The organism is Methylobacterium sp. 092160098-2 (genome assembly GCF_028920805.1).
In the GTDB taxonomy this organism is placed as follows: Bacteria; Pseudomonadota; Alphaproteobacteria; order Rhizobiales; family Beijerinckiaceae; genus Methylobacterium; species Methylobacterium fujisawaense.
The window spans coordinates 1,750,178-1,772,443 of record NZ_JAQPZJ010000001.1; the positions used below are offsets into that span (position 1 = coordinate 1,750,178).

15 protein-coding genes and 6 pseudogenes are annotated in these 22,266 nt (G+C 66.1%); 14 read left to right on the plus strand and 7 right to left on the minus strand.

The window, feature by feature from the left end; all coding sequences use genetic code 11:
- The first annotated feature begins 124 nt into the window (after positions 1–124).
- The 3 genes from PQI07_RS08305 (at position 125) to PQI07_RS08315 (ending at position 2,996) form a co-directional block, all read left to right on the plus strand.
- Entirely contained in the window at positions 125–553 is a 429-nt protein-coding gene (locus tag PQI07_RS08305) for a MerR family transcriptional regulator (RefSeq protein WP_043759986.1), read from the plus strand.
- Positions 489–878 carry a carboxymuconolactone decarboxylase family protein gene (locus tag PQI07_RS08310; RefSeq protein ID WP_274926429.1) on the plus strand — a complete coding sequence of 130 codons (390 nt, stop codon included), beginning with the start codon at positions 489–491 and terminating at the stop codon, positions 876–878. Before PQI07_RS08305 ends, PQI07_RS08310 begins: the two co-directional genes overlap by 65 nt.
- Before the next feature lie 432 nt (positions 879–1,310).
- Complete coding sequence (locus PQI07_RS08315; RefSeq protein ID WP_274926430.1) at positions 1,311–2,996, plus strand: methyl-accepting chemotaxis protein; 1,686 nt, start codon at positions 1,311–1,313, stop codon at positions 2,994–2,996.
- Between the two features lie 105 nt (positions 2,997–3,101).
- Here PQI07_RS08315 and PQI07_RS08320 read toward each other — a convergent pair.
- Positions 3,102–3,233: pseudogene (locus PQI07_RS08320) on the minus strand (transposase); the annotation flags it as partial.
- Positions 3,234–3,523: 290 nt separating this feature from the next.
- Entirely contained in the window at positions 3,524–6,166 is a 2,643-nt protein-coding gene (locus tag PQI07_RS08325; RefSeq protein ID WP_274926431.1) for a bifunctional diguanylate cyclase/phosphodiesterase, read from the minus strand.
- 661 nt (positions 6,167–6,827) lie between these two features.
- On the opposite strand from PQI07_RS08325, the pseudogene PQI07_RS08330 reads away from it, so the two are divergent.
- From PQI07_RS08330 to PQI07_RS08365, 8 genes and pseudogenes are all read left to right on the plus strand, one after another.
- Positions 6,828–7,322: pseudogene (locus PQI07_RS08330) on the plus strand (transposase); the annotation flags it as partial.
- A 495-nt stretch (positions 7,323–7,817) separates the two neighbouring features.
- Positions 7,818–8,443 (plus strand): annotated as a pseudogene (locus PQI07_RS08335) (solute symporter family protein); the annotation flags it as partial.
- A gap of 403 nt (positions 8,444–8,846) precedes the next feature.
- Entirely contained in the window at positions 8,847–10,082 is a 1,236-nt protein-coding gene (locus PQI07_RS08340; protein WP_274926433.1) for an urea ABC transporter substrate-binding protein, read from the plus strand.
- A gap of 5 nt (positions 10,083–10,087) precedes the next feature.
- Complete coding sequence (locus tag PQI07_RS08345; protein ID WP_043389184.1) at positions 10,088–10,954, plus strand: branched-chain amino acid ABC transporter permease; 867 nt, start codon at positions 10,088–10,090, stop codon at positions 10,952–10,954.
- Positions 10,951–12,012, plus strand: a complete 1,062-nt coding sequence (locus PQI07_RS08350; RefSeq protein WP_111473489.1) for an ABC transporter permease subunit — start codon at positions 10,951–10,953, stop codon at positions 12,010–12,012. The genes PQI07_RS08345 and PQI07_RS08350 overlap by 4 nt, the downstream gene beginning before the upstream one ends.
- The gene (locus PQI07_RS08355; RefSeq protein ID WP_274926434.1) at positions 12,009–12,767 is read left to right on the plus strand and encodes an ATP-binding cassette domain-containing protein; all 759 of its coding nucleotides are present in this window, start codon (positions 12,009–12,011) and stop codon (positions 12,765–12,767) included. Before PQI07_RS08350 ends, PQI07_RS08355 begins: the two co-directional genes overlap by 4 nt.
- 1 nt (position 12,768) lies before the next feature.
- Complete coding sequence (locus PQI07_RS08360; RefSeq protein WP_053610315.1) at positions 12,769–13,494, plus strand: ABC transporter ATP-binding protein; 726 nt, start codon at positions 12,769–12,771, stop codon at positions 13,492–13,494.
- A 43-nt stretch (positions 13,495–13,537) separates the two neighbouring features.
- Positions 13,538–14,869 (plus strand): amidase, encoded by a 1,332-nt coding sequence (locus tag PQI07_RS08365; RefSeq protein ID WP_274926435.1) that lies wholly within the window; start codon positions 13,538–13,540, stop codon positions 14,867–14,869.
- On the opposite strand, the gene PQI07_RS08370 is transcribed toward PQI07_RS08365, so the two are convergent.
- Positions 14,856–15,559, minus strand: a protein-coding gene (locus PQI07_RS08370) for an IS1 family transposase (RefSeq protein ID WP_274926436.1) whose coding sequence is annotated in 2 segments (ribosomal slippage) — positions 14,856–15,235 and positions 15,235–15,559 — 705 coding nt in all. Because the reading frame shifts where the segments join, the coding sequence is not laid out codon by codon here. The two genes, PQI07_RS08365 and PQI07_RS08370, sit on opposite strands and share 14 nt — an antisense overlap.
- Before the next feature lie 103 nt (positions 15,560–15,662).
- Here PQI07_RS08370 and PQI07_RS08375 point away from each other — a divergent pair.
- The 3 genes and pseudogenes from PQI07_RS08375 to PQI07_RS37850 form a co-directional block, all read left to right on the plus strand.
- Complete coding sequence (locus tag PQI07_RS08375; protein WP_274927698.1) at positions 15,663–16,760, plus strand: aminotransferase-like domain-containing protein; 1,098 nt, start codon at positions 15,663–15,665, stop codon at positions 16,758–16,760.
- Between the two features lie 368 nt (positions 16,761–17,128).
- Positions 17,129–17,417 (plus strand): annotated as a pseudogene (locus PQI07_RS08380) (transposase); the annotation flags it as partial.
- 7 nt (positions 17,418–17,424) lie between these two features.
- Positions 17,425–17,520 (plus strand): annotated as a pseudogene (locus tag PQI07_RS37850) (IS5/IS1182 family transposase); the annotation flags it as partial.
- A gap of 27 nt (positions 17,521–17,547) precedes the next feature.
- Here PQI07_RS37850 and PQI07_RS08385 read toward each other — a convergent pair.
- The 4 genes and pseudogenes from PQI07_RS08385 to PQI07_RS08400 all read right to left on the minus strand — a co-directional run bounded on the left by PQI07_RS08385 (position 17,548) and on the right by PQI07_RS08400 (position 22,265).
- The gene (locus tag PQI07_RS08385) at positions 17,548–17,826 is read right to left on the minus strand and encodes a hypothetical protein (protein ID WP_075381168.1); all 279 of its coding nucleotides are present in this window, start codon (positions 17,824–17,826) and stop codon (positions 17,548–17,550) included.
- A 417-nt stretch (positions 17,827–18,243) separates the two neighbouring features.
- Complete coding sequence (locus PQI07_RS08390; protein WP_043388089.1) at positions 18,244–19,899, minus strand: porin; 1,656 nt, start codon at positions 19,897–19,899, stop codon at positions 18,244–18,246.
- Between the two features lie 482 nt (positions 19,900–20,381).
- Positions 20,382–20,593, minus strand: a pseudogene (locus PQI07_RS08395) (IS3 family transposase); the annotation flags it as partial.
- A gap of 34 nt (positions 20,594–20,627) precedes the next feature.
- Positions 20,628–22,265 carry an efflux transporter outer membrane subunit gene (locus PQI07_RS08400; RefSeq protein WP_274926437.1) on the minus strand — a complete coding sequence of 546 codons (1,638 nt, stop codon included), beginning with the start codon at positions 22,263–22,265 and terminating at the stop codon, positions 20,628–20,630.
- Between the last annotated feature and the right edge of the window lies 1 nt (position 22,266).

The window sequence follows — 22,266 nt, forward strand, 5'->3', positions numbered from 1 at the left end:
GCAGGAACCCATCGACCTTGGCTCGCGGTATGGCGCGAACCGAGACATAGCGGCTGGATAGGGCCTTGACTTAGAGCGCACTCAAACTCCTAGCCTCAGATGCGTCGTGGCGAGAACGGTGCTCATGAAGATTGGCGAACTGGCGAAGCGTTCGGGACTGTCCGCTCACACCATCCGCTACTACGAGCGGATCGGACTGCTTCCCTATGCCGACCGGGACCAATCGAGCCAACGTGACTACGACGCATCGATCCTGATTTGGATCGCGTTCCTCGGCCGTCTCAAGACGACCGGAATGCCGATCCGGGAGATGCTGCGCTACGCAGCCTTGCGGGAGAGCGGCGTCGTCACCGAGGCTGAGCGCCGGGACATGCTGGAGCAGCACCGCGAGCGCGTCCGCGCCCACGTGGCTGACCTGCAAGCCTGCCTCCTCGTCCTCGACACCAAGATCACCGGCTACGCCGGTCCGGACGAGAGGACACAGGCCTATGACGAAATTCCCCCACAGCGGCAGCGAAAGCCGGCTCGAACGCGGACGACGGGCACTCGCTGAGATCGACGGCGAGGCCGGAGAGAAGGTCGTCGCCTCGCTCGCCGACATTGCCCCCGACTTCGCGACCTACCTGCTCGAGTTCCCCTTCGGCGACATCTACAGCCGCCCCGGCCTCGACCTGCGCGCCCGCGAGATCGCCACCATCGCGGCTCTGACAGCGATGGGCAACGCGGCCCCGCAGCTCAAGGTCCACATCGCGGCGGGCCTTTATGTTGGTCTCTCGCGCGAAGAAATTACCGAGATCATTATGCAGATGGCCGTCTACGCAGGCTTTCCTGCGGCACTCAATGGCCTGTTCGCTGCCAAAGAGGTGTTCGCGAAATGATGCGCCGACCGATGTGATTGCGGCGGGTCGAACGCAAACGTCATAACGGGGTCCGCTTCGAAGCGTTTGTCGCCCGAAAGCGGACCAGCGGAAAATCACCGAGAGCCGCCATTCCTATAACGACCCAGATCGGACGTCATGGACATGTCCCGGGCTTCTTGAAATCCGTCAGTCGCCGGCCGCCACACAAAGTCGGCTCAGGGGGATTGCGGGCCTAGACGCATGCCGAGCTTGCTCGTGTCGTTCTTCGAGAGCGAGCAACCGTGATCTACACTGTGATACCGCGTCCGGCCCCTCAGTCGAGCCGACCCTGTCGGCAGAAACAGATCTCACGGTTGCGCGATACCCGTAGCCGTTTAGGCAGGTGGTAACCCTTGCTGGATGGTATGCCATCGGACGCCTCGTAGCGTTCCACTATCCGCCGGATCATCGATGCGTATCTCGATCAAGGCCGCGCTTGCCGGCCTTTTTGCTTTACTGGCAGTCATTATAGCCGGCGAAAGTGCCCTCACGCTGCTCAAGCTCAGCGCGATCCGTCACAGCGCGACCGAAGTCGCAGGCAACTGGCTGCCCTCCGTTCAAACGCTCGGCGAGCTGAACTCAGCCGTCGATAAGGCTCGCGTGCGCCAGTACCGGCTCGTAGCCGCGACGCGTGACACACAGCAACTGGCCGAGCATCGTAAGCAGTACTTGTCGGCAATCGAAGCCGCTGAACAGGTCAGCAAACGCTATGAAGCGCTTATCTCCTCGCCCCAGGAGCGCGCTCTCCACGATCGGTTCGTGCAAGAGTGGACCGAGTTCGGAGCCATCGGCAAGCATGCGGTCGAGCTGATGGATGCAGGCCGCCAGCCGGAGGCGCTAACCGAGATTACGCAGCCTGAGATCGTGAGGCTCTACTCAGGCCTGTCTCAGATCATCACACAAGCTGTGGCCCTCAATCGAAAGGGTGCTCAGGACGAGGCGGACACGACCGTGTCCAACGTCGACGAAACAGCACGCGTGACCTACGTCGCGATGGTCGTCGCCCTTGTCCTTGCGCTTGCAGCGACGCTGTTCAGCCTCCTCCGCGTCGCGCACCCGATCACCCGCATGACGGCCACGATGGGCACGCTCGCGGCCGGCGATACCTCTGTCACGGTTCCCGGAGCCGACCGACGCGACGAGCTTGGCGCGATGGCCGCCGCCGTACAGGTGTTCAAGGACAACCTGATCCGCACCCGGCAGCTTGAAGCAGAGACTGCCCAGGCCCGTTTGGCTGCCGAGGAACAACGCAAGGCCGGCATGCGGCAGATGGCCGACAGCTTTGAGGCCGCCGTCGGCGGCATCATCGGCCTGGTGTCGTCCTCAGCGACCGAGCTGCAGGCGACCGCGCAGACCATGACCGCCACGGCGACGGAAACGGCGAGCCAGTCGACCACGGTGGCCGCGGCCGCCGAGGAGGCCGCCTCGAACGTCAACACCGTCGCTGCGGCCGCTGAGGAACTCGGTTCGTCCGTTCAGGAGATCGGTCGGCAGGTGTCCGGCTCGGCGGGTCTCGCGCGGACCGCTGTTACCGAGGCCGGTCAGACCGGCGGACCTGTTCAGGAGCTGAGCGCCGCGGTGTCGCGCATCGGCGATGTGGTCACAATGATCTCCTCGATCGCTGGGCAGACGAACCTTCTGGCTCTGAACGCGACGATCGAGGCGGCGCGCGCCGGCGCGGCAGGGCGCGGCTTCGCGGTCGTGGCGTCTGAGGTGAAGGCGCTCGCTGAGCAGACCGCCAAGGCGACGGGTGAGATATCGGGTCAGATCGCTCAGATCCAGGCCTCGACCGGTCAAGCTGTCACGTCGATCACCGGGATCACCGAACGGATCCGCGAGATCAGCGGCGTTGCGACCTCGATCGCCGCAGCCGTCGAGGAACAGGGTGCGGCGACTCAGGAGATCGTCAGGAATGTCTCTCAGGCGGCGCAGGGCACCGGTGAGGTGACAAGCAACATCGCGGGTGTTGCCGGTGCGGCCGAGGAGACGGGCGCGGCGGCGAGCCAGGTCCTCGGCGCGGCCTCGGAGTTGTCGCGCCAGTCAGAGCACCTCAGTGCTGAGGTTGCGCGCTTCCTAGCCACCGTGAGGGCGGCATAGAGCCTAACGAAGCCGTGCCTTTCAGGAGCACGGCCTCAACCATGCTGTCCGCTTCGCCACATCCCCTTACGAAAGCGGATCGGCTTAAAGCCGCCCGCTCAGCTCGAAGGTCTCGGCTGCAGGAGCTAGGGCGATCAGCGCCGTGGCGGTGATCGGACCGATACCTGGGATGGTCATCAGTCTGCGCGCCATCTCGTCCTCGCGAGCACGCTCGGCGATCTCGCGGTCGAGACTCGCAGGCCTGGATCTCCTCGCCCGAGACGTAGCCCCGGTCCGCGCCCATTACGAAGCGTCCATCCCGCCCTACCACCCTGGCGGACACTCTTAACAACCCAGGCGTTTCCCCACAGCCATTGTCGAGACCAGCCGTAAATGTCGGTTTGTGAAAGGCGTACGCAAATCGCCCGGACGTTCAGGGCGACAACAACGTAATGAGAAAAAGGCCACTCCCGAACGAGCGGCCCAAGTCAGGGAGGAAACGCCCACAAATGGGCTGCACGGTGTTGAGACGTGCGCCGCAGCAACTTTTATGCACTGCGGCGGTTCCGGAATGAAGCAGGCGGGTGACGGTCGACTGAGCGACGGCGCGCGTCCATGATCCGTTCTGGTCGACCGAACAGGTATCCCTGCAGCTCGTCGCATCCCTCAGCGACAAGGAAATCGCGCTCCTCGACGGTTTCAACCCCCTCGGCGAGCACCGTGATGCCCAAAGCGTGACCCAGGGCGATGGCGGCGCGCATGACGGCGACGCCCTGGCTGCCATTCGACAGGTTCCGAACGAAGGTCTGGTCGATCTTGATCTTGTCGAACGGGAAGCAACGCATGTAGTTCAACGAAGAGTAGCCCGTACCGAAATCGTCCATGATGATGGACACGCCCATCCGATGCAAAGCCTTCAGGATCTCCAGGTTCGTCAGGTCGTCCCGAAGGAGCACGCTTTCGGTGATCTCGAGCTCCAGCAGCTTCGCCGGCAGATCCGAACGTGCGAGTGCGCGTTCCACCACGGCGACGAGTTCCTTCTCTCGGAACTGCACGGCCGAGAGATTCACGGCCACGCGCAGGCCGGGCAGCCAACCGGCGGCGTCCTCGCAGGCGCGCTGTAGGACCCACGAGCCGATCTCGCGGATGAGGCCGGTCTCCTCGCAGATCGGAATGAACGCGGCGGGCGGGACGAGGCCGCGCGTGGGATGGCGCCAGCGCAGCAGCGCCTCGTACCCGGTCACCGCGCGGCTCGCCGCTCCGACGATGGGTTGGTAGTGCAGCTCGAACTGACCCTTCTCCAGAGCACAGCCGAGATCCTCCTCCAGCCGCCGCCGTTCACGGTTCTCGCATTCCATCTGCGGTTGGTAGAGGCACCATGTGCGCCTGCCGGAGGCCTTGGCCCGGTAAAGGGCGATGTCGGCGTTGCGCAGTAGCGTTTCGGGCGAGCCGTCCGCCACGTCCGCCCGCGCCACTCCGATGCTCGTCCCGATCGAGAGGTGGACGCCCTCGATAACGAACGGGGTTCCGAGAGCGGAGACGATGCGTTCGGCCAGTCGAACGGCATCCGCCTCTTCGTCCTGCCCGAATCGCACGACGGCGAACTCGTCCCCGCCGAGGCGCGCCAGGACGTCGGGGGCGGCGATCAGAGCCGAGAGCCGCGCCGCGACCGCCCGAAGCAGCGCATCGCCGAGGGGATGGCCGTGGACGTCGTTGACCTGTTTAAAGCCGTCCAGGTCGAGCAGGAGCAATGCCCCCCCGCCGCCATCCATCGGCGTGCGCCCGCGTTCGGCCAGCAGCCGACCGGTGGCTTCCTGCAACAGGACGCGGTTCGGCAACCCGGTCAGCGCGTCGTGATGCGCCATATGGGCGATCATGGCCTGGGCGCGGTGCCGTTCCGTGATGTCCTCGAAGGTGCAGACGATGCCGCCACTCGGCACGGTTGCGGTCGTCAAGCCGACGATGCGGCCGTCGGTCAGATCGCAGACCAGTGCCGCCGGGCGGCTCTCCCTCACACTGGCGGCGAGGATATCCGACAGTCGATCTCCCTCGGCCTTCGACATGGAGGCGATGATCTGACGGAGCAGGACATCGAGAGGGCTACCCGCTTCGCGTAGGAGCGGCGGGATGTCGAACAGCTCGGTCATGCGGGCGTTCAGGACGACGAGCCTGCTCTCGTGGTCGAGCAGCAGCACCCCCTGGCTCATGCTATCCAATGCGGTCCCGAGCCGGGCGTATTCGTCCCGCAGGCGGCGGTCCGCCGATGCCCTTTCCTCGGCGGCAGCCTGCGCCGCGCTAGACGAGGCGAGGCGCTCTTGGGCGCGAAGCTGCGCCTTGGCGATCCTGACGATGAAAAACACGCCGCCGACGAGCAGCGCCACCGTCGCGGTCAAGGGCAGGGTCTGCGCCCGCCATGGGGTCAGCGTCGCCGAGATGGTGCGGCTCGTGCCCATGATGATCGGATAATGCTCCATGAGCTGGGCCGCGACGATCCGATCCTGCCCGTCGATCGGTGTCGTCATGCGTTCCACGCCGGAGGTGGGACGTTCCGCCCCTTGGACCCGCATCCATTTGAGCCGCGGGACCTTGCGTCCGATCGCGCCGGGCGGACGCGGATGGCGTGCCAGCATGGTCAGATCCGTGTGGACGAACGAGATGACGTCGGCCTCGTCGGGGGAGACCCTGGCATAGAGCCGCTCGAAGTAGCGGAGGTCTACGGCTCCGATCATGTAGCCGACGGATTGGCCATCGATGTCCGCGATGCGGTGGGCGACGATCAGATCCAGGCCCGAACCGTCCGGCCGGGCCGTGCCGGCGACGATAATCGTCCGTTCGGAGGGATCACGGCCGAGATCTTCGAGGAAAGAAGGACGGGACGATTCTTTATCTGCGGGCCGGTCGATCGAGGAGTTGATCGTCCTGCCCTGGAGGTCGATGATTGATATCTCCTTGACCTGGGGTAGGGCCGAGACGCTGGCACGAAGCTTGTCGTGCATGGCCGTGCTCGAGCCAAGCGACGCGAACGAGCGGTCGGCCGACGATCGAGCGCTAGCAAGCTCCCTTGCCACGTCCAGCTGAATGACCTCCATCGCCTGCATCGACCTGTCGGCCTGCTCGGAAAGCAGGGTCGTGAGGCTGACAAGGCTTCGCTCGGTGCTGCGGATCTCCAGGTCGTAGAGCTTTTGCGCCACGAGGATCCCGGCCCCGGTGAGGACCACGGCAAGGACGATGCCTGCAGTCGTAAGCGACGTTGCGGACAAGGTTGGATGTCGTGCCAATCGGATCGCCCGGCGCGCTCTGGAGGATCCTCGCAACGTCCAAGTCGAAGGCATGTCCGCTTAGCGTCCGTCTGGGCAGTTGTTTGACACAAGCTCGACGAAGCGCCTTGCCATCCGTGCGGCTTCACCGTGGCATCCCGAAGTTGAGGCGGTGTGAACAGCGTCGACCCTCGACCAGACTGAGAATTCCGAGCCCGTAGAGCGCCGCGAACAGGCAAGCGACCGCCGGCGCGCTGCTGTCGCGACCGCTCGTGACGCGAGTGCAGCCCCAACAATGCCGGTGGTGAGCTTCCGGCGTCGCACGCCCGGAGCATCGATGCCGTAGTCCGGTTTTCCGGATGCGGCGGAGGCGGGCTGGAGGGCAAGGTCGAGGCTTTATGCTGCGGGCAGAACATTGCCCGTAATGACCATCGAGGCGTGTCGACCAGCGTCCGCTTTTTCATCGGTGCGTCTGGAAGCAGATGGGTGGATGGCGCCCGCTCCGACTGACGGCACCTGAGTGCCACGATGTGGTCGCTGTCGACGCAGCAGCCACGCGGCTGCAGGTGCCATCCCCCTGGAGATTACCACCGTCGTGGTGACCGGGCTGGCCGATCAGATCGGCGCCGTGCAGATCCCGCTCACCCGACTCGAGAAGGCGCTGCTGGCCTGGCATCGGGACAGTGACCTGTCGCGGCGCCTGGCGACGATCCCCGGTCTCGGCATCGTCTCGGCGACGGCGCTGGCCGCTTCGGTGAGTGAGCCCGAGCGCTTCCGCAATGGTCGACGGTTCGCCCCCTCGCTGGGCCGGACACCGCTGCAGAACTCCAGCGGCGGCAAGGAGCGCCTGGCCCGGGTCTCGCGCATGGGCGACCGCGACCTGCGCCGCCTGCTCGTGATCGGCCTGACCCCTCTGGTCCGGCGCGCGAAGGCGATGCCGACCTCGGTCGACCCGCGGCTGCCGGCGCTGCTCCAGCGCAAGCCGGTCCGCGTTGTGACTGTTACGGCGGCCAATCGCACCGCACGGGTCGCCTGGGCGATCATGACCCGCGGCGGTAGCGACCGCATACCGGCGGCCATTGCCGCCTGACGGCACGGCAAGGAGACTTTTCCAGGTTGCGCGGACGATGAGACTTGATGGCGAACCGGTCAGACCGGGAGCCGGGACACCCCGGAATACGTCGTCGGCGTCATGGCCCGCAAAGCAGAGTGGGACCCAGCGCGCGGATACCATCAGGGCCAGCGGTCAACATCAATGCCTGCATCGACAGGCCGGACACAAGACGGCACCCGACCAACGCGTCCGAAGCCCAACTCGTCACTTGCAATGCGGGCGCCTTCCACACAGGACGCTCCACCTTCGATTGTCGAAGAGCGTGTCAGCCCGCGAGTTTGCCTGCGATCCCATGAGGTCCGATTCCGCCATGATGTGGATGCTGTCCTGTCCTGCGATCGTCTGCTCGGCCAGGGTTGCCAGCATTCGTGGCGACGCCCGCCACTTCCGCGGCTCAAGCGAACGAGCTACGCTTCGATCGGCTCAGGGCGCGGCATGTTCGATCGGAATGACCTAACCTTCTTCCTGGAACTCGCCCTCACGGTCGGGGGAAGCGGGTTTTCGGCTTCATCTGCGCCGTGGCGTTCGCGACGATGCTTGCGGTCGTCGCAGGACGGACGCTGTCCGGGGTGGCGACGGTCTGCCACGACCTCTGGGTCAACGTCGTTCGCCAGGGGCATTCCTCCGAGTCCGAGCAGCTCACGGTCGCGCGGATCGCGACGGTCGCCATCGCCGCCCTGGCGGTGTTCCTGGGCATCGTCTTCGAGGGTCAGAACGTCGCGTTCATGGCCGGGCTCGCCTTCGCCGTCGTGGCCTCCGCGAACTTTCCCGCGCTGCTTCTGTCCATCACCTGGAAGCGGTTCATGACCCCGGCGGCGGTCGCCAGCATCGGCGTCGGGACGTTCTCCGCCCTCCTGATGATAGGGCTGTCACCCACCGTTCAGGTGGACATGCTCGAGAAGAACCTCGCCGACGCCTCGCGAGCCTGGTGGTTCGTCCCGATGAAAAACCCGGCCATCATCAGTATACCGCTGTCCTTCATCGTGGCGGTCGCCGTCTCGCTCCTCACTCGAGAGGACGGCGTCGCGAGCACCTTCCGCGAGGTGCGCCACCGGATCATGTTCGGGAAGGCGCGGGAAGCCTATCCGGAACGCTGACTTCTGGCCTCCGACGCAATGGGATGGGGTGTCGATTGACGCCCTGTCCCCGCGTTCAAGCTCCGGCGGACGGTCTGTCGGCATCAAGTTGCCTGAGAGAGACGGAGAGCGTTCTCGTCGCTGAAGGCCGGCGTGCGTGCGAGACCCTCCGACGGGACACCGTGCTTGGTACGACCGCACCGTGGCCCGGGTCACTGCCGCGGCCTTGTGATCGTTGTGTGGATTGTCTGCCGTCACGACGCCCCGCCTGCGCCTCGTCCCGTCGCTTGCACCGACCGTACGCGTCCGATTTTTGACCGATCTGTGAGATTGATTGGCATCGACCTTGCGAATGTCCTTTGCGCCCGCTTCCGGTCACCGGACCCGAAGCGCGACGTCGAGAGGAGTTCGGGGGATGAGTGCGATGGACCGTCGAAAGGTGCTGAAACTGGCGATGGCGTCCGCAGCCGGCACCGTCGCGATGCCGTTCGTCGCGCGGAAGGGCCTCGCCGCCGAACCGATCAAGCTCGGCAGCCTGCTCGACGGATCGGGCGCGCTGGGCCTCGAAGGCAAGCGGATGATCGAGACCACCGAGTACGCGGTCGAGCAACTCAACAAGACCGGCGGGCTGCTGGGGCGGCCGATCCAGCTCATCGCCTACGACACGCAATCGTCGATGCAGCTCTACACCCAGTATGCCCAGCAGCTCGCGCTCAAGGACAAGGTCGACGTCATCCAGGGCGGAATCACCTCGGCTTCACGCGAGGCGATCCGGCCCATCTTCGACCGCGCGAGGACTCTCTACTTCTACAACACCCAGTACGAGGGCGGCGTCTGCGACCGCAACGTGTTCTGCACCGGGTCGACCCCCGCGCAGACCGTCAACCACATCGTCGATTATGCCCTCAAGACCTGGGGCAAGAAGGCCTACATTATCGCGGCGGACTACAATTACGGACACATCACCGCGAGCTGGATGACGAAGTTTATGAAGGACGGCGGCGGCTCGGTGCTGGGCACCGACTTCTTCCCCCTCGACGTCACCAACTTCTCGTCCGCGATCAGCCGCATCCAGCAGGCGCAGCCCGATCTCGTCCTCTCGGCACTGGTCGGCGCCAACCATTCGGGCTTCTATCGCCAATGGGACGCGGCGGGCATGAAGTCCAAGATCCCGGTCGGGTCGAGCGTGTTCGGGCTCGGCGACGAACTGACGACGATGGATCCCTCCACGACGAACGGGATCATCACCTGCTACGGCTGGTACAACGACCTCGACACACCCGCGAGCAAGGCCTTCGTCGCCGGCATGCAGGCGAAGTTCGGCGCCGACGTCACGGATCTCAGCGAGCTCGACACCGCCACCTACGAAGGCATCCTGTTCTGGGCCGAAGCGGTGAAGAAGGCCGGCTCGATCGAGCGCGACAAGGTCATCGCCGCCCTGGAGAGCGGCCTGTCGATCGAGTCCCCGACCGGAAAGGTCACGATGGACGGCGCCACCCACCACACCATCCGCAACACCTATCTGGCCCGCCCGAAGGACCGGAAGTGGGAGATCCTCGCCACCTTCCCGAACTCGTTCCCGGCCGATACCGGCGGCGCCTGCGATCTGATCAAGAATCCGCGCACCAACAAGCAGTTCACGCCGGACCTGAAGGGCTGAGGCAGATGGATCTCGCCGGACTGCTCGCCTTCAACGTCATCACCGGCATCGCCACCCTGGTCCTGATCACCCTCGGCCTCGGGGTGATCTACGGGATGATGCGCATCATCAATCTCGCCCACGGCGAATTCATGATGCTCGGCGCCTACACGGCGGTCATGGCGAGCGGCGCCGGGGTCAACATCTGGATCGCGATGCTCGTCCTGCCGCCCCTGGTGGTCGGCGTGATCGGGCTGATCCTGGAGCGCACCGTCATCCGCTTCCTCTATGGGCGGATGATGGACACGATGCTCGCCACCTGGGGCATCAGCCTGGGCTTGATCGGGCTGATCACCACGCTCTACGGCAACGTGGTGCGCGGGGTCTCGACGCCGGTCGGCAGCTTCGACATCGGGCGCTACGGGGCGAGCCTCTACAGCCTCGTCATCGTGGCGACGGCACTGGCCGCGCTGGGAGCGATGTTCCTGGTGCTGCGCTTCACCAAGTTCGGCCTGATCCTGCGCGCGACCATGCAGAACCCGCGTATGGCCGCGGCGCTGGGGGTGCAGCCGAACCGCATCTACATGGCGACCTTCGCCCTCGGCGCCGCCCTGGCGGGCCTTGCCGGCGGGGTCCTTGCCCCGATCTCGGGCGTCTCCCCGGCCATGGGCGCGGCCTACATCGCCCGCGCCTTCATCACGGTTCTCGGCGGCGGCCCCGCCATCGTCACCGGCACCGGCCTCGCCTCCAGCCTGTTCGGCGTCATCAACGAACTCGTCTCGTTCAAGACGACGCCGGTCATCGGCGACGTCGCCCTCCTCGTCGCGGCGATCCTGCTGATCCGCGTCCTCCCGCAAGGCATCACCGGCCGCTACCTGAGGCGCAGCCTATGACCTCCGCAGCCCCCGCCCGCCGGCTCTCCGCCGCGGGATTCCTGGCGACGCTGGCCCTCGGCCTCGCCATCCTGTTCGGGGCGCCGCACGCCCTCGATACGTTCGGCCTCGTTCAATGCACCGGCTTCGCGGCGCTCGCGATGTTCGGCCTCTCGCAGGGCTTCGTCTGGGGCTTCGCGGGGGTGATGTGCTTCGGGCAGGCGGCCTTCCTGGGGCTCGGCGGCTACGCCTACGCGGTCGCGGTCCTCAACATGGGCGACAGCAGCGTGCCGGTGCTGCTGTCGATCCTGGTGCCGATGCTGTTTGCCGGCCTGCTCGGCTACTTCATGTTCTACGGCCGGATCAGCGACGCCTATATCGGCGTCATCACGCTCACCGTGTCGGTGATCCTGTTCCAGCTCGTCAACGCCACCTCGGGCAGCCAGTACCGGATCGGCGTGGCGGAACTCGGCGGCTTCAACGGCATCCCGGCGATCCCCGCCCTCAACGCGCCCGGCCATCCCGACGAGCCCCTGGACATCGAGGGGATCTGGTACGCCGCGATGGGCGCGCTGGTCCTCGTCTACGCCCTGCTGCGGGGGATCCTGGCGAGCCGCCTCGGCCGCGTGGTGGTGGCGATCCGCGAGAACGAGACGCGGGCGCAGCTGATCGGCTACGACCCGCGCCTCTACAAGCTCATCGCCTTCATGATCGCCGCCGGGGTCGCGGGCCTCGCAGGCTGCCTCTACGCCAACTGGGGCGGCTTCATCAGCCCGACGGTCTTCGCCCTGCCGATGTCGGCGCAGGTGATCATCTACGTGCTGGTCGGCGGTCTCGGCACCCTGATCGGGCCGATGCTCGGCGCGGTGCTGATCCAGGCGCTGATCATCGCCGCCGGCAGCCAGAGCGCGGTGGATTCCAACCTCGGCCTCGGTCTCGTCCTCGTCGGCTTCGTCCTGCTGGTGCCCCAGGGCCTCGTCCCGGTCGCCCGCAGCCTCGGCCTGCGCCTGCTGGAGCGGCGGCCGCGCAGGGTCGCCGGCACGGCGCAGGACGGGCTCGCCACGGGGAGCGCACGATGAACGCCCTCAGCCCGCTCACCGGCCATCACGGCGCGCCGCTGCGCCCCCTCGTCGAGGCTCGCGGCGTGACCATGCGGTTCGGCGGCGTGACCGCGGTCGCCGATGTCGATTTCACCCTCGGGGAGGTCGAGCTGCGCTGCCTGATCGGCCCCAACGGCGCCGGCAAGAGCACCTTCTTCAAGATCCTGACCGGGCAGCTCAAGCCCACCGAGGGCCTGATCCGCCTGCGCGACACCGACATAACCGGGGCCGAGCCCCACGCCATCGCGCGGCTCGGCGTCGGCATCAAGACGCAGGTGCCCAACGTGTTCAACGGCCTCTCGGTCCACGAGAACGTCTTCGTGGCGGCCGGGCGGCGCAAGTCCATCGCCCGCACCCGCCGCATCGTCGACGAGACGCTGACGCGCCTCAACCTCACGGGCATCGCCGGGCGGATCGTCGGCCAGCTCGCCCACGGCCAGCGGCAATGGGTCGAGATCGCCACCGTGCTGGCCCAGGAGCCCGAGCTGATCCTCCTGGACGAGCCCGCCGCCGGCATGACCCACGAGGAGGTCCACCGCACGGCGGAGCTGATCCGCGAGATCAACCGCACCCACGCCCTAATCGTGGTGGAGCACGACATGCCGTTCATCCGGATGATCGCCAAGACCGTGACGGTGTTCAACCAGGGCCGGATCCTCATGGAGGATACGGTGGACGCTGTGCTGGCCGATGCCCGCGTCCGCGACGTCTATCTCGGCAAGCAGGCCGCCTGACATGACCGCCTCAGCCAGCCCGCCGCTCCTCTCCGTCGAGGGCCTGCATTCCGGCTACGGCCGCATCCCGATCCTCGGCGGCGTCACCCTCGCGGTGCGACCGGGGGAGTTCGTCGGCATCCTCGGCCACAACGGTATGGGCAAGACCACGCTGCTGCGCACCCTGATGGGCTACCTGCCGGCCACCGCCGGGCAGGTCCGGTTCGAGGCGGCCGACATCACCCGGCGCAGCCCGACAGCCCGGGCCCGGATGGGCCTCGGCTACGTCCCCCAGGGCCGGGAGATCTTTCCGGCGCTCAGCGTGCGCGAGAACCTGCGCATGGGCTGCCTCCTGTCGAAGCGCGGCGAGGACGAGACCATCGCCGACATCCTCGCCACTTTCCCCCGGCTGAAGGCCTATCTCGACCGGCCCGGGGGCGCCCTGTCGGGCGGCGAGCAGCAATTGCTGGCGCTCGCCCGCTGCCTGTGCGGCGGGCCGACCATCCTGCTGCTGGACGAGCCGACGGAGGGCATCCAGCCCTCGATCATCGAGGAGATCATCGAGATCCTCCTGCGGATCGGGCGCGAGCGCGGGATCGCGCTGCTCCTCGTCGAGCAGAACCTCACCTGCATCACCGGCCTCTCGGAGCGCATCCTGATCCTTCAGAAGGGCGTCATCACCCGCGAGGTCCCGCCCGAGGTCGCACGCGACCGATCGCTGATCGACGAGTTCGTCGGCATGGCCTGAGCCGCCGACGCCCCGCCTGTCCGTCCCAAGCCCGGAGTTTCCGATGGATGCCGCCCCGACCGACGCGCCCGATCTTGCCGGGATGCTGTCCGAGATGACCGTCGCCGACGCCCAGGCCGCCTTCGCGCGCGGCGTGACGGCCGAGGCCCTGACCCAAGCCTTCCTGGCCCGGATCGAGACCTACAACCCGCGCTACAACGCGGTGATCTTCCTCAACCCGCACGCCGTCGAGGAGGCGCGGGCGATCGACCGCCGCCGGGCCGCCGGCGAGGCCCTCGGGCCGCTGGCCGGGGTGCCGGTCGTGATCAAGGATACGATGGACGTCGCCGGCCTGCCGACCACGGCCGGCTGGCACTTCCTCTGCGCCAAGGCCGGGGGCGTCGACCTGATGCCCGCCACCGACGCGCCCGTGGTGGCACGGATGCGCGCGGCCGGCTGCGTCATCCTCGGCAAGACCAACGTGCCCGTGCTGAGCGCCACGGGCAGCCACGCCAACGACAGCTGGGCCGGCCCGACGCTCAACGCCATGGCGCCCGACCTCCTGCCCGGCGGATCGAGCGCCGGCACTGCGACCGCCGTCGCCGCCAGCCTCGCGGTGTTGGGGCTCGCCGAGGAGACCGGCGGCTCGATCCAGAACCCGGCCTCGGCGCAGGGTCTCGTCGGCATCAAGCCAACCTTCGCCCTGGTGCCCAATACCGGGGTGGTCCCGCTCGCCGGCAGCACGCGCGACGTGGTCGGGCCGATCGCCCGCTGCGTGCGCGACGCGGCGCTGACCCTGGATGCCTTGGCCGGCTACACCGCGGCCGATCCGAAGACCGTGGCCGGGATCGGCCGCCGTCCGAAGGGCGGCTACGCTGCCAAGCTCTCCGAGACGGCCCTGCGGGGCAAACGCCTCGGGCTCTACGGGCCGGGCTGGCGCGACCGGGCCCTCTCCGCGGAGACGATCCAGCTCTACGCCCGGGCCCAGGATGAGATTGCCGCACGGGGCGCCACCCTGGTGGCCGATCCCTTCGCGGGCAGCGGCTTCGCGGAACTCGGCCAGCCCGTCGCCGGCCTCGATCACTACGATGCCCGGGGCATCGAGAGCGTGCTCTACGACCTCCACCACTATCTGCAACGGCTCGGTCCGCAGGCCGCCTACCGGACCCTCGCCGAATTCGATGCCGCCACGAAGGCGGAAGATCCCCTGGCCCCGGGCGGCGTCCTCGACTGGATGAATCAGGTGCCGGCCTTCGCGGCCTGTCGCGCGGATCCCCTCGCCCCGCCGGATCTCTCGGATTTCCTGGCGGCGCGCGAGCGCTACCTCGACATCTTCACCGCGGTCATGGCGGAGCAGGGTCTCGACGCCCTGGTCGAGGGTTTTAGGTCAGCATAGATAGCAGGTCGCTGATCCTGCTGTTCCCGGCAAAGCGGGCAAACAGGGCGAGGCTGACGTCCACCATGCGTTTGCTCTTCGAGACCACGATGGAGCGGCGTCGAAAGCGGGCGAGCCAGTGCCGCTGCCGGGCGTTGTCCCGCTCGATGCCGTGGGTCTCGTCCTTGCCGGTATAGTGCTGCCCGAGCGGCAGGAGGACGGTGTAGGCGGCGTAGGCGTCCGTGCAGTAGAGCCGGGTGCGCCAGCGCGCGAGCCGCTGGATCAGACGCTCGCAGGTGGCCTTGTCACGACCGCCGCACTCCCAGTCCACCAGTTGCCCTGAAGCACGATCCCAAGCCTTCCAGATCCAGAGCGGCTCGGACTTTTTTTGAGGTAGTGCCACATCTCGTCGAGCTCGATCACCACCGCCCGGCCTTCCGGCTCGGGCTTCTGCGCGTAGGCGGCGGCGAACTGCTCCAGCCAGGCCTGGATCGTGGGTGTCGAGACACCCAGCAACTTGGCGGTGCGGTTCATCGACAAGCCGCTGACATACAGCAGAACCGCGGTGGCCTTCATGGCCAGCGGCTTGCCGCGTGCGGGCGTGTCGGTGAAGTTCAGGCCGCAGGCCTTGCACCGATACCGCTGCTTGGAGCGCATCAGCCCGTTCTTGACCTGCTCCTCACTCCCACAGCGCTTGCACCGCAGCCCCATGATCGACCTCCTGAGGGACCCATAAGGATCCAGAAGGTAGGGCATCTATGCAGACCTAAAACCCTCCCTTCGGGAGCCGGTCCCACGCCAGACCTTCGTCGACCTGTCCCACAACTTCCCGGCGCATGCGATGCATCACCCTGCGCTGGCGCTGATCCGCCCCGAACTCGACGGCGCCGTCGATCTCGGGGGCCTGCTCGCGAGCCAAGTCGACGTCGGTCTTCTCAGGCATCGGACCATTGCAGCACGATGGCTCGGTCGCTTCGGGATTGAAGCCCGGGCCGACGAGGTGCTGGTGACCTGCGGCGGCCAGCACGGCCTGCTGCTCTCCCTGATGGCGCTGACGCATCCGGGCGATGCCGTCCTGGCCGAGGAGCTGAGCTTCTACGGCCTGAAATCCGCGGCCGGCATGCTGGGGCGCTCGCTGGTTGGGGTCCGCATGGACCGCGAAGGCATCGTGCCCGAATACCTCGACGTGGTCTGCCGCCGGACCCGAGCGAAAGTCCTCGTCTGCACGCCGACGCTGCACAACCCGACCACCGCCACGATGTCGGACGAACGGCGGCGGGAGGTGGCCGAAGTCTGTGCGCGCCACGACGTCCTGATCGTCGAAGATGATGTCTACGGCTTCCTGCCCGACCCCATCCTGAGACCGCTGGCTGCGTCAGCGCCGGACCGGGTCGTGCACATCTCAAGCTTGTCGAAGCTTGCGGGCCCGGGATTGCGCATCGGCTTCCTGCGGGTGCCCCGGCAGCTGGTCTCTGTTTTCGGTATCGCGCTGCGTGCGACCACGCTGATGGCATCGCCGTTCAACGCAGAATGGGCGACGCGCCTTCTGGAGTCGCGGCGGATCGATCAAGTCGTCGCCGCGATGCGTGCGGAAACGCAAGCGCGGCAGGCACTCGTGGCTGGTCTCCTGCCTCGGCAAGCCATCCTCACCCAACCGAACGCGTACTATTTCTGTCTGAAGTTGGGGAACGGCTGGTCGGCGGAAGCCTATACGCAGGCCGCGGAGGAAGCCGGGGTCGGGGTTACGCCGATCAGCCTGTTCGAGGTGTCGTCGTTGCACCAAAGCGATACCGTCCGGGTCTGCGTCAACGCAGCGCCCGATCGCGAAACGCTTGGAGAGGCACTGGAGAAATTGGCGGGCCTGCTTGAGGCGGGTGCACCGCCTACGGTTCGATTCAGGGGCGCGGTGTGAGACGGGGCTCCACCGCTTTGGTCCCCTGACGACGCGTCACGGGGCGTCGACATCACGCCGGAGCGATCGCGCCCTTCGAATTCCTGCGAATCTCCGCCAACCAGCACGCCGCCGACGCGGCGCTCCGGCCCGCCCTGACGTGAGATCTGTCTGGCTCGACATCCGCTTCGGAGGCGTTGTCCATCGGATTTGACCGTCCGGGTTGGGCGCATTGCTCCCGGGCTGGTTTCGAAGCCCCTCGCCATTGAAGCCGAGGGGCCGGAACACGCAAATCTCAGGTCCTTCGGCTGGGTGTGGACCGAACCAAGGCGTTGCAGAGTTTGTCGTTTTGTGATTCCGGGCGGCCGTTTTGCGGCCTGGAGGTGGCGATGGCGGACCTGTTCTGGCTCGTCCGATGAGCAGTGGGCGGCGATCGAACCGTTCATGCCCAAGGATCAGCCCGGACCCGAGCCGAAGGACGACCGGCAGATCATTTCGGGCATCCTGCACGTGCTGACATCGGGCTCTCGCTGGCGTGATTGCCCGGTCGCCTACGGCCCGCGTACCACGGTCTACAACCGCCTCAACCGCTGATCGCGGCGCGGCTTCTGGAAATCCACGCCCGCCGCGCTGGCCAAGGCCGAATGGGCAGGCGATGCAGCCGCCCTCGACAGCAGCCTCCGACCGCCTCAAAGACTTCCGCCGCATTGCCACCCGCTACGACAAACTCGCCCGCAACTACGCCTCGGCCCTCGCTCTGGCCGCCGTCATCGTCTTCTAATGCTGATCAAGTCCACACCCTAGAGCGTCACTTGCCTCCGCCGCTCCCGGTCGAACCGACGCGTGAGGGCTGTGCTTCATTGCCGGCGGCGGCCGAGTCCGTTGCGATGCCATCTTCCGCTCGGCCGGACGGCGAGTAGGTGAACGCATCCTCATCGCCGGTTGAGCCCGGCTGACGCGTGATCACGCCTGGCGCGCCAGGCGGGACGACGACGGTTGTGCTGGTCGGCGTCTCGATCACCGCCTGTGCGACAGCGGGGGTCGCGAGGATTGCAGCGAAGACTGCACACAAAACGATCTTTTTCACAGAATGCACCGTAGAGAAACGTGGGGCATTATCCCCTGGGTGGTGTCAAACACGGATTGGCCACTATCGATCCGGCCTGATCGGTCGCACCTTGAACGCAGTGTGCCAATGCACACGGCATGACCAAACATTGAACACAATATCGCGATCGATGTTGCCGATTCATTTCTGCATGAAATTCGTCAGATCCGCGCGCTAAATCTTTTATATATTCGTGCTTCTTCCAAATAGTATTTGGACCTTGCCCAGGCCATTTCGGAAGAAATCGGGCGGCGATGGATGTCGGCGCTGCCGCATTGCCGCATTGTCGCATCGTCGGACACAAAAAACCCGGCACAAAGGCCGGGTGAGTAAGGTCCCTTTGCACGGGGACATCAAGACCGGGAAGCTTTGGAGATAACCGGTCTCGATCTGGAATTAGAAATCGCGTTGGACGCGGAAACGAACCTGAGAGATCGAGTCTTTCGTCGCGGTGGCAACAGCGAAGGTTCCGTTGTTGATGCCGGAGATGTTGGAGTAGGCCGTTGGGCTCTTGTCCAAATCGATAGCGCGGCCGCTCTTCAGTCCGATTTGCGTGTAGAACGCCTCGACGCCGATATCGAGGTCTTTGACCGGCGACCAGATGATGCTGCCACCAGCGACGAACTGGTAGGTGTCGCGCAGCGCTTGGCTCAGCTGGTAGAACCGAGTGCCTGGCACACCGACGGCGTTGGAGCCGAAGGCATTCGTACCGTTGGGGTTTTCTAGGCTGAAGATGGCACCTTGCGCAAGGCGGGCCCCATTCGAGAAGCTCTGCTCGCCATACGAGCCGAAGAAGGCCGAGCGCCATTCCGGCGTCCAGTAGTGCAGATACGAGATCGTGGTCGTGAAACTCGTTGACGTCTCAAGCTGACCAGTGAATGGATTGAGTGTAGCGTCGGCAAAATACTGATTGAATTTCTGGCCCTGAATGGTCTGCGTGCTCTGCGTGTAGCAGCCGGTATAGGCGCAGTATCCGGTGTACATCTGCGCGCCATTTCCATAGGCGCCCTGCAAGTAGAGAGAGTCGCCCGGCGCGATGAAGGGCGTGTTGATCTTCAAGCCGCCCTGTACGGCCCATCCGTACACACTGTTGGTGTGTGGGATGCTCACGTTTGAGCCCGTGCCCGTACCGGCGCCGTTGGCGACGTCGCCGACGTTCAACTCGTGCGCCGCAGCTGAGAGCTGGGCCGTGCCCCAGGCTTGATCGACGCGCAGGACGCCGACGAAGTCGGGCATCCGCTCGCGCTGGATCACATCGACCTGACTATAGCGGGTTGGAATACCGTTAGTATAGCCGATGAACACCGGAGCTGGCGAATTGCTTTGTGCGAAGTTCGCAACGCTGGCGTTGACCGTGACACCAGCTGGGTTGTTCGTCGGCGAGAAGATCGGGGTTCGACGGAACACAGGGTCTTCTATGGACAGGGTCGCCGACAAACCATTGCCGAAGGTCGCCGTGTAGGCCAGCAGATTTGTAGAGAACACGTCGGATCCGAGAGTGGCGCCGGCGAACTCGAAATCGTGGGCGTAGAAATCGAAGAATGAGGAGGCGCGACCAGCGGTGAGCCCCGCGAACTGAATGAATGCCTTGTCGACATTCACATACTGCTGATCGCGGCCGAACTGATCGATGCCGAGACCGGGAAAGGCTTGACCGATGCGCTGCTGGGTTCCTGAAGTGCCGACACCGGAGTAGCCCGTCCGGGCGCCGGCATCGAGGCGCACGAAGGCTCGCAGGGTCCCATAAGCGGTTTGCGTGCGGGCATCGAGATTGATGCGCAGGCGCCCCTGGTATCCCGAGGTGTCACCACTGTTGGTGCCGCTTTGGCGGGTGTAGCTGGGCTGGTAGCCACCTTCGAACCGCGCACGGCCTCCGATACGGAGGCAAGTGTCAGTCCCAGGAATGTAAAAGAAGCCGGCGCCATAGGCGCCACAGACGCGGACGTACTCGACGGGGACAGCCTTATTGACCGGCAGGTCTGCGGCATGGGCTGCCCCCGCCGCTATGACTGCTGCAGCAGACGCAAGCAGCGCGCTTTTCAAGACACTCATCGATATCCTCAAAGCTTCGAGACCCGTGGTGCGGCAGCGCCCGTTTTCCGGATCTCGCCGCGAAGTGCATCGCCGCCTGCATCTGAAGGCAGGCTTGTACGGGGCGTTGGACTGCGATGCCCCGATGCAGGATCAGGATGCGCGGGTCGGCACGGTTGAGCAATGAGGCTTAATCCAGCTCAAGAACAGCGCGAATAATATGTGGCCATTTGGCAACAAAATACCCCCGTTTATCAGAAACAATCGAGCAATTTGGATGCAAATCGCGTTTCTCTTTGTTTCCGTATCTCTGCACTGCCCCAAAAATGATTCCGAAAATGACCATCGGTCGCAATTTAACTCGCAGGCAGGATCAAATAGACGTGACTTTATGCCATGAACTGCCATTTTTGTTTCGGTTCTGGCGATAAATTTCAATCGCTACACATTCTCGTTAGGCAAGGGATCGCAGGCTCTTCGTGACCGGGGAACACATCGTCGCTGAGCCCGTCGCCCCGCATCAGCCAGGCCACGCGTCGCCGGCCTGCCGCCACGCCCTGTTCGTGCAGCTCGTGCGTCACACGGGGCTGCCATAGGTCTCGTGCGAGAGCGCGAAGGTGGAGCGAACAGGGGTGAGCAGCACGAGATCCTCGCGCTGCCGCCTCGCAGCCGGGCGGCTCTTCCAGGCGAAGAAGCCGTTCGGGCAAACGTTTAAGGCGACGCCGACACCAGGCCGCTCGGGCCTGATCTCACAGACTCGGCCCGGCGCCCGCATGGGTGAGATCGGCAGCCGGGACAGAGACCCGGGACAGGTCTAGCGCCGGTGTCGGACCCGCCGGGAAGGTGCTTTCCCAGCCGCCTCCCAGCGCCTTCGACAGAGCCACAAAGTCAGTCGACATCGCCGCCGTCGCCTGGACGAGGTTGGTCTCGGCCTGCAGCACGGTCTGAGAGGCCTGGAGGACGGTGGTGAAGATCTCGACGCCCTGCGTGTACCGCGCCCGGGACAGCGCCAGCGCCTGCCGCGCATCGGCCACCTGCCGCGCCTGCCGCGCCCGGCGGCCCTCGTCGCCCCTGAGCGCAGCCAACGCGTTGACGACGTCGTGCCAGCCCTGGAGCACCGCCTTCTGGTAGGCGATCGCCGCCTCCTGCTGGCGGGCCCGCTGGAGGACGAGGTTCGACTTGAGCCGCCCGCCCTCGAAGAGCGGGATGGAGATCGACGGCCCCACATGCATGTATTGCAGGGACGAGCCCCGGAAGATCTTGCCCGGATCGACCGCGTTGACGACCGGGCTCGCCGACAGCGTCACGGAGGGGAAGAACTGCGCCTCGGCGACGCCGATCTCGGCGACCGCCGCGTGCAGGTTGGCCTCGGCCCGCCGGATGTCGGGGCGGCGCAGCACGAGGCTCGACGGTACCCCCACGGGGATTCGCGGCGGCACCGGCGGGATCGCGCGGCCGGTCACCAGCTCCTGCGACAGGGAGAGCGGCGGCTCGCCGAGCAGCAGCGCGATGGCATTGATCTGCTGGATCTCCTGCTGCTGGAGCTGCGGCAGCTGCGCCTTGATCGCTTCGACCTGCTGGGCGGCGTTCGCCGTGTCGAGGCCCGTGACGAGACCCCGCTGCTGGCGGATCCGCACCACGTCGAGGATCTGCTCGTTGACCTTGATGTTGGCGAGGTCGATCCGGATCTGTTCCTGCGTCCCGCGCAGCTGCACGTAGTCGCGTGCGAGTTCCGCCTGGCTTGAGACCAGCGCGTCGCGCCGCTGCTCGGCGGCCGCGTCCGCCTGCGCCTGGGCGGATTCCACCGACCGGCGGACCTTGCCCCACAGGTCGAGTTCCCAGGAGGCGTCGAAGCCCAGCGTATAGCTCTCGAAGCCGTTGGTCAGCGGCGCCGTCAGGTCGCTGCTGGAGGCGCTGGAGCCGCTGCCACCCGTGACGCCGCCGAGGGAGTTGGACAGGAGGCCGATCGTGCCGTTCTTGCTGAATTGCTGCCGGTAGACACTCCCCTGGCCGTTGAGGGTTGGCAGGCCGGCGGCGGCCGCGGTGCCGAGCTGGGCCCGGCTCTGGAACAGGCGCGCTGTGGCGGTCTGCACGTCGAGGTTCTGCGCCGCGACGCGGTCCTCGAGCTGCGCCAGGATCGGATCGCGGAAGGCGAGCCACCACGTCACCGCCGGCTCCATCGCGCTGGTGTGGGCGAGAAGCGGCAGCGGGGCCCGGGCCGGCTGGCCGGTATCGAGGTAGTCGCTCGATTCCGCGAGCGCCGCCGCGGGGGGCAGGAAGTTCGGTCCGACTGTGCAGGCCGTCAGCCCGGATAGGGCGAGGGCCGCGCCGCCGCGCAGCCACGGGCGGGGCCGGGAGGAGATGCGGGAGGAGATGTGGGAGGTCATG